This window comes from Cupriavidus sp. SK-4 (genome assembly GCF_000611125.1).
In the GTDB taxonomy this organism is placed as follows: domain Bacteria; phylum Pseudomonadota; class Gammaproteobacteria; order Burkholderiales; family Burkholderiaceae; genus Cupriavidus; species Cupriavidus necator.
In genome coordinates this window covers 175-7,118 of sequence record NZ_JFJW01000006.1, presented here as the reverse complement: position 1 = coordinate 7,118, position 6,944 = coordinate 175, and the positions used below count along the sequence as shown (strand labels likewise).

7 protein-coding genes and 1 pseudogene are annotated in these 6,944 nt (G+C 58.6%); 3 read left to right on the top strand and 5 right to left on the bottom strand.

Annotation, left to right across the window (positions count from 1 at the left end; translation table 11 throughout):
- Window positions 1-194, bottom strand: a 194-nt coding sequence (locus CF68_RS37920) for a hypothetical protein (RefSeq protein ID WP_235205639.1), incomplete at its 3' end; no start/stop codon positions are given.
- A gap of 70 nt (window positions 195-264) precedes the next feature.
- Window positions 265-1,458, bottom strand: coding sequence for a hypothetical protein (locus CF68_RS36920; RefSeq protein WP_152548436.1), 1,194 nt, complete (start codon window positions 1,456-1,458; stop codon window positions 265-267).
- 921 nt (window positions 1,459-2,379) lie between these two features.
- Between CF68_RS36920 and CF68_RS39130 the strand changes: the two are divergent.
- A pseudogene (locus CF68_RS39130) lies at window positions 2,380-2,698 on the top strand (DUF932 domain-containing protein).
- Here the strand turns inward: CF68_RS39130 and CF68_RS01640 are convergent.
- Both CF68_RS01640 and CF68_RS35860 read right to left on the bottom strand, forming a co-directional pair.
- Window positions 2,695-4,035, bottom strand: a complete 1,341-nt coding sequence (locus CF68_RS01640) for a type II toxin-antitoxin system HipA family toxin (protein WP_035815588.1) — start codon at window positions 4,033-4,035, stop codon at window positions 2,695-2,697. The pseudogene CF68_RS39130 and the gene CF68_RS01640 sit on opposite strands and share 4 nt — an antisense overlap.
- 3 nt (window positions 4,036-4,038) lie before the next feature.
- The gene (locus CF68_RS35860) at window positions 4,039-4,287 is read right to left on the bottom strand and encodes a helix-turn-helix transcriptional regulator (RefSeq protein ID WP_080569695.1); all 249 of its coding nucleotides are present in this window, start codon (window positions 4,285-4,287) and stop codon (window positions 4,039-4,041) included.
- Between the two features lie 797 nt (window positions 4,288-5,084).
- Here CF68_RS35860 and CF68_RS01635 point away from each other — a divergent pair.
- Window positions 5,085-5,396: a DUF736 domain-containing protein gene (locus CF68_RS01635; protein ID WP_035815586.1), complete on the top strand. Its 312-nt coding sequence runs from the start codon at window positions 5,085-5,087 to the stop codon at window positions 5,394-5,396.
- Window positions 5,397-6,061: 665 nt separating this feature from the next.
- Here the strand turns inward: CF68_RS01635 and CF68_RS35415 are convergent.
- Entirely contained in the window at window positions 6,062-6,505 is a 444-nt protein-coding gene (locus CF68_RS35415) for a helix-turn-helix domain-containing protein (RefSeq protein WP_051591350.1), read from the bottom strand.
- Window positions 6,506-6,830: 325 nt separating this feature from the next.
- Between CF68_RS35415 and CF68_RS39125 the strand changes: the two genes are divergently transcribed.
- Window positions 6,831-6,944, top strand: a 114-nt coding sequence (locus CF68_RS39125) for a DUF2958 domain-containing protein (RefSeq protein ID WP_035815591.1), incomplete at its 3' end; no start/stop codon positions are given.

Below are 6,944 nucleotides of genomic sequence, written 5' to 3'. Positions count from 1 at the left end.
CCCTTCGTCACGACTTGTGTGTAATGCAATGCATAGAAGGCTGTGTTCACAATTGCACCAATGATCCAAAGGCACAGGCAAGCAACGCGAAGACGAGATAGCTGTCGGCCGGGCTGGGCCGAGGCCAAGGTGTTGATCAGGAGTAAGGCCGCGATCGTCAATGGAACGTTGGCCACAGCAATGCCGGTCCGCATTTCGGCCTTCCTTAGGGCAAAGACGACTCCGCGGAAAATGCGCGGATGCGCGGCCGCCGGGAGGCGGCGTTCAGTCGTACATGTGATAGCCGCTTACGACCTTCAGGCGATAGCCCTCCTTGGTAAATTTATCGAACTCTTCTTGATATCCGTCAGCGAGCATTTGATGCCGCGCCAGCCACGGTGGCCCATCGACCTTCTCCCAGATCGCAGCGAAACGCGGCTCGTTGGTCGATCGCCAACCACTCACCGTGACGACGCGATAGCCTTGCTGCCCAAGCCGGTTGAACTCCTGTTGATACTGCGCGGAGGTCATTCCATGTCGTGCGACCCAAGGAACGGAGCTGCGCTTCTCCCATATCGCTGCGTAGCGGTCCTGGCCGTTCACGTTGTAGCCGCTGACCACGACTGGCCGATATCCATCCCTCGTAAGCCGGTCGAATTCCCTCTGGTAAGAGGCGGAATCCAGGTTATGCCGAGCGACCCAGGGTGGCGCTGGAGCTTTTTCGAAGATGGCGTTGTAACGGTCCGCGTTTCCGACGGCGAACCCGTCCACAAAGACGGGATGGTATCCAGACTGCGTTAGGCGATCGAATTCGCGCTGGTAGGCGTCGCCGGTAATACCATGAAAAGCAGCGAACTCGGGGCCGGCGCGCTTTTCAAAGATGGCTGCATAGGTAGGCTGACCACCAACGCTATAGCCGCTGACATCGACCGGCCTATATCCTTGGCGAACCAGTTCATCAAACGTCTGCTGGTACTGCTGACTAGTGAGCCCGTGGCGAGCCTGCCAGGCAGGACCGGGCGACTTTTCCCAGATGGTGGCGTACTCCGTCAACTTGGGGTTGGATGTGAGCGCCTGTCGCGAGCTGCCGACCGACGCTCGGCAGCAGAACTTCTTCTGCCCAGTGACACATGCGGCGCCGCTTGTTGATCCTGCCGGCGGCGCCGCGGCGACTTCACCGGGTCCGCATTCGCCATCGCAAAACGGGGCGGTGCCATCCCATCGACATTGACTGCCAGCCGACGCCTTACAGCAGAGGGCTTTGGAGCCGAAAACGCATGCTGCGCCGAAGTTGGTGTTCTGGGCTATGGGAAACGCTTGCTTCCAGTGCTCGGGCAAATCGGATACGCGTGCCATTTCCGTTTCGCCGCTGCCGCAAGAGCCGCTACACCATGGGGCCGTGCCATCCCACCGACAAGTTTGTGCAAGGCCGATGCCAGGAAGCAGCGAGAGTGACAGGGTCACGAGAATACGGTTCATGAGGCGCATATGAACCTCTCTGCGTCAAACTTATAGGACCGAAAGCCGGGAAATCGTGCCTTGCGCCCCGACGTCGCCACTGCGTGTACTCCACGCAAACTGAAATATATTCAAACCGATTCGCAAGGCAAGTAGGCGGGACTAACTTGAGATCTTCTTAGCTTTTATAACGAAGCGCCGTTGTTTCTCTTTTGGAACGAAACGGTGCGAAAGTGACGAGGATCGTTGGCATCGGTAAGAAAGCTTGCGTGTTCGTTCGAGATATGCAGAATAGAGTCCTCGCCAGAAACCTAGCCGCAATGGAGTACGCGGCGTCGCTTCCACGTTTATCTCTCCCGGACAGTTGTAGGCGCCCGGGTAGATTTGACTCAGCACGCCCGGTCCTTGAGGAAGGTAAGCGGAGGACGAGGCCTAGCGCCGATCGTTGTGAATCATAAACTCGATGTGCGAACGTACTGGCCAGGCAAGCTCTGATCTCACCGGATCGATGACCTTAGTCTCGCCCGGATCGGTGTTGTTAGCAAGAGCGGGTTCGACACGGCACCGAAGGAGCGCGCGCAGGCAGAAGCAGGTGAGGGGGATGCGCCGGACGAGCCCGCCCGCGAAGTGACAGCCAACGCGCTGGCCGCGTGACGTAGCAGCATGGCCCCGGCGCGTTGCGCCGGGGCATCCGCTCAAACCGGGCGCGGCAGATCTGCCGCGCCCGGCCTCAACGTCCACAGCAAAAAGCGCCACGTCGCCGCCTTCAGCCAGGCGAAAGACCATGCAACTCGCATCCCGCTTCGCTTCCCGCTCCCCGGTGCTGCGCTCGGAACTCCCCTTGTCGGATGACCAGATCCGGGCGGTGGCGCGTCCATCTTCGCGGAAGCCCCGCACGAAAGCCGCTCGTAACGGTACAGCTACATCCCGACCGCAACGGTCTTGCAGGAACTGCGCGGCGAAGGGTTCCAGCCCTTCATGGTTTGCCAGACCCGTGTGCGACAAGAAAGCCGCCGCCACTACACCAAGCACAATGATCCGGCTGCGCCATGCCAGCCAGATCAACGGCAGCGAGGCCAACGAAATCATCCTCTTGAACTCGCACGACGGCACGAGCAGCTACCAGATGCTCGCCGGCATGTTCCGCTTCGTGTGCCAGAACGGCCTTGCCTGCGGCGACGCCATCGCGGACGTGCGCGTACCAACGGTTGACTCTCTGAGGATTCGAAGCCGGCAACCGCCGGCGGTTTTGCAGCGCTAACCTGCGTTCTTGTCACCGAGTTTCTTGGCGGACGCCTGAAGGCCTTCCAAGATGCTGTCCGAGACATGAGCAGGGAAATTTGGTGGCAGTCGATTGGCCACGTTCGAAACGGCCGTTGGGACCTTGGCAATCAACTCCTCCATGATTGGTTCCGCAGTTGAGTCTGCATAGCACTTAGGTGCCATGGCATTGAAATGGCGGCGCCGAATATCCTTCAACAGATAGTGGCGGTTCTTGCCTGCAACTGCCATGGCGAGCTTAGCCTTGTGGTGCGAGACGTGGTTGGGCCCATCCCCGATAATCGGCCAAGCGGACAGAATGTCATAGAGCGGTGTGAGGTTGTAACGTCCCCCTGACAACATATGGATGCTGAAATTCTTGGCGTGGCCGTCTGTAGCAGCCAGCATCCAGAACAGGACTTGTGTTGCCAAGAATGTTTTCAGGTCCCGCTCTGGAGTTTGTGACTGCCGGAGGACTGCCGCAATGTCGACCATTGCAGGTCCGCCTTCTGCTTCGTACTTCAGATGGGGAGGCACGCCGAGGACCTGGCAGAAATCCTCTTGCGGCAAACGCATTATCCATTTGCCGCTGTGATGAAGTTGTCGGTCGAATCGCGTGACGACGAGCACCTTCTGCTTGCCGAAGGTCAATATCTCACAGTCGGCCACCGGCAGTCCGAACTCCTTGAAGAGCTGCATGCAAAGCCATTCGTTTTCTACCGAGGTCGACAAGTCAGCTTTCCGGTTGCCAACCAAGCCGAGCGGTAGCTTCAAGATATGTGTAGTCGGCGTTGCCCCATGCGGAAGCAGCCATTTCCCTTCGTGACGGAGCAGGGCGGTCTTTTCTTGGGCGCCTGCAATGGAGATGCGGAAATCTTCATCTTCCATTATTGTTCCAGGCCCCGTTGTGGTAACCGTGCTCTCGAGGAGCTTCTCAATGTCGGTGTCAGATAGCGGGGTGCCTTCAATACTGTTGACGTTCTGGGGGGCTTCGTCTTCCTTGAGAAGCTGGACGGCGCCAACGCAGTCTCGTCCTATTGCTTCCAACAGGTCGAAGGGGTCGGTGGAAGCGGTCTGATATTTGGTAGCGAGCCGCCGGCGGATGTTGTCGTTATCCGGCAGAAGGTTGTCGAAGTAGTTGCGGACCCGCTCGCCCTTCAAAGGAGAGGTGTCGATGCCGAACGGCAGTGAAAGGGACAAGGGACGTCCTGCGGCAGAAGCCATCCAGTCTTTGTCATACTGGAGCTCCATAGGGCTATGCGGCGGGATGCGCCAGGTGCCAACACGTTGGCCATTGGCCCAGACTGACAACGCCCGAGTGTGTGACTTTCTTCCCATTGATTACCACTCCGTTTCTTGCGATGGAGGGGCGTGGTTCTTCGACTGGAGAACGAGCTCTAAGCCATAAAGGCTGACCAAGGCCAGTAACTGTTCCGAAGAGATGGCTTTGGGCTCAATCTCCAAGGCAGACAGCCGGCTTTGGCTTAGTCCCAGCCTGGTGGCGGCTTGGCCCTGCGTGAGCCGTTTGGCTCGGCGAGCCGACCGCAATATTTCGCCTAGCTGAGATGGCGTTGAGAGCACTTGCTTCATTTTGGATACCTGCAATGCGCGTAAATAAATTTTACCTGCTTTGCTCGTAAAAGCAAATTACTTGCTATGCAGGTATACACAACTTACCACCATAACGCGTAAAGTTGAAATAACTGTAAAGCAAGTAAATGTTTCTTGCAGGTATTTCAAGCCCGCGGTCTTTGAAGTGTGCGCTGGAGTGCATCTGGCAAAGAAGGCTTCCTACGGCTTTTTGAATGAACTGTCAGGGTCGCAAGCGTTGCGCCCGCTGCAGGGGGCGGTGTCGTGGGGCTACGCCTCGGCTTGCTGCAACAGGTTGTGCGAAAGCCTTCTGTCCTCGACGCTAGCGATTCGTCGCCCACAACGTCATGAAGGGTGGTTCACGGATACGCCGCTCGGCCTCTATGGAGCATCCACGCCATGCCTCGAAGGCGTCGCCGCGGGCTACGGCAGGGGCGTTCTCGCTTGTCGTTGAAGGACGGGTCGTTTCCCGCGTCAGGGCGCAAGCCGGTACAGCCGCCATGCGGGCATGCCGAGTCGGCCACGGCTCCTTTCGGAGAGGGTCGGCCCATGCGTCCTTTGGCTGTTGTGCATCCTGGCGGGGGCGCGGCTGCGCCTCGGGCTTCATGGCCGCAACCTTCCGGCACAAACAATTTCCCCGCCGCTGCGCGGCTTCCTCGCGCAGCAAATTGTTCGCGTCTGCAGGTCCTCCACTGCGTATCGGCCGCAAGCGGTGCAGCCAGCCCGGCCCCCGCGGATCGGATCACAACAAGGACGCGATGGGCGCGACCTTGGGTAACCCGAAAGGAGAATGCACCATGGCCAACATCGGCATCTTCACCGCTCAGAACGACGGCTTCATCGGCACGGTTCGCACCCTGACGCTCAACGTCAAGGTCCGGTTCATCCCCAACGACAAGGCGAGCGAGAACGCCCCCGACTTCCGCGTCCAGGCGGCCGGCGGCTATGACCTCGGCGCGGCGTGGAAGAAAGTCAGCCAGTCCGAGCGGCCCTACCTGTCCGTGACCCTCGATGATCCTTCGTTTCCGGCGACGATCTACGCCCGGCTGATCGAGGAAGATGATGGTACGCATAACCTGATCTGGTCGCGCAGCAAGCCGACTGCCTGACGGCCGCCCCAAACGCCCCGCCCATTGCGGCGGGGCGCAGTTGCTAGCCCGCAGCATCGCGCGAGCCTATGGCGCGCCGTGCTACTTCGATACGGCCTCCAGCGTCCAGCGCACCTGCTCCAGAAGCTGGTCGCCCCTTTCGGTTGATTGACTCGCTCACGGTTTCTGTTGAAATCCGCATTTGCGGATTTCAACAGACCAGGGACCGCATCCTTGTCCTGCCTGGCCGCAATTCCGCCTCAGTGCTTATGCGGTTGCGCGAATCCGAGAGCTCTTGGATCCGTGCTTATGCACGAATGCGCAAATCTGGCATCGCGCTTTGCCGGGACGCGCGTGTCGTCCGTCGTCGAATTTTAGGGTCCCTAGGTTGCCCCAAGCAGGGGGAGGGGCCGCTAGTCCAAGGCTGCTGCGCCGCATTGTGACTATGTCAGTCTGATTCAAGGCGGCGCAGATCGACCTATCTGTTATGTGGGTTCACGCGGCCGCGCCTACACGATTGACGCAAGCGGTCGTAAGAACATCGGTTGACAACGGCACTTCTCCGGTGCCGCCAAGCCGATGTACGGTCCAGCCAGAACTTGCCGATTGCCCGCCGGATGTCGCCGTTCGAGCGATCTTCCGATTCTGCTGGCAGCGCCTTCCCAAATTGCTCGGAAACGGTTGAGCTATCCCAGCACTTTAGTGATATCTGCGCCTAGTGCTTCGATGATTCTTTCGAGCGTATCCAATGCGAGATTGGCCTCACCCGTTTCTATTCTGGAGACGTGATTGCGATCGAGGCCAACCTTGTCACCAAGTTGGCGCTGGGACAACTTCATGTCGGTGCGCAACGCGCGTACCGTTGCGCTGACATCCTTTACGCCAGAGTATCTCCGGATACTCTGGTGCTCCTCGCTGCTGGCACTAGTGAGCAGTTGAGAAGGATGTACGTCCAGTGCTTGTCCCAGGCTAATGACTTTTTCGAGGGTGAGATTTGGCGCGAGTCTTTCAATGCGGCTGACCGCCGTGCGGTCAACCTCGATCAACGCTGCTAGGGCATCCTGCGTGTATCCCCTCAGTTCCCGATACTTCCTCAAATTTTGCGCAAACGTCTGCCGTAGTGACGTCATGCCACGGACTCGCACTTATGAAAGTGACGATATATCCATGATTACAACGTTAGCGTCTATAGCATCTACGTTGTCATTATATGAATTGTAGTCGTATACATTTACAACGCAAATGACTACAATGTGCGCGTCCCTCTATGTCGTGCGGTCGAACCCATTTCCTGCCAACGATCATGTCGCCTAGTTGGTCATCTACGGATGCAGGGTGCCGCAGTGCCTACATGCCGACGGGGACGCAGCTCGGAGCCACTGTGAGGCCCCGGCGCAGCCCATCCGCGTTTCTTCGCGCTCCACTATGAATTGAAACTCTCGGGAGTCTGCAACCATGAATTACACCCTCATCACCGCAGAGCAACGCGAGCAGCTGCTCGCAAACGGCCAGGCATACGTAGCCGGCCATGCTTGCGACCCGCTGCCCGTGGTACGGCTGTTTACCCCG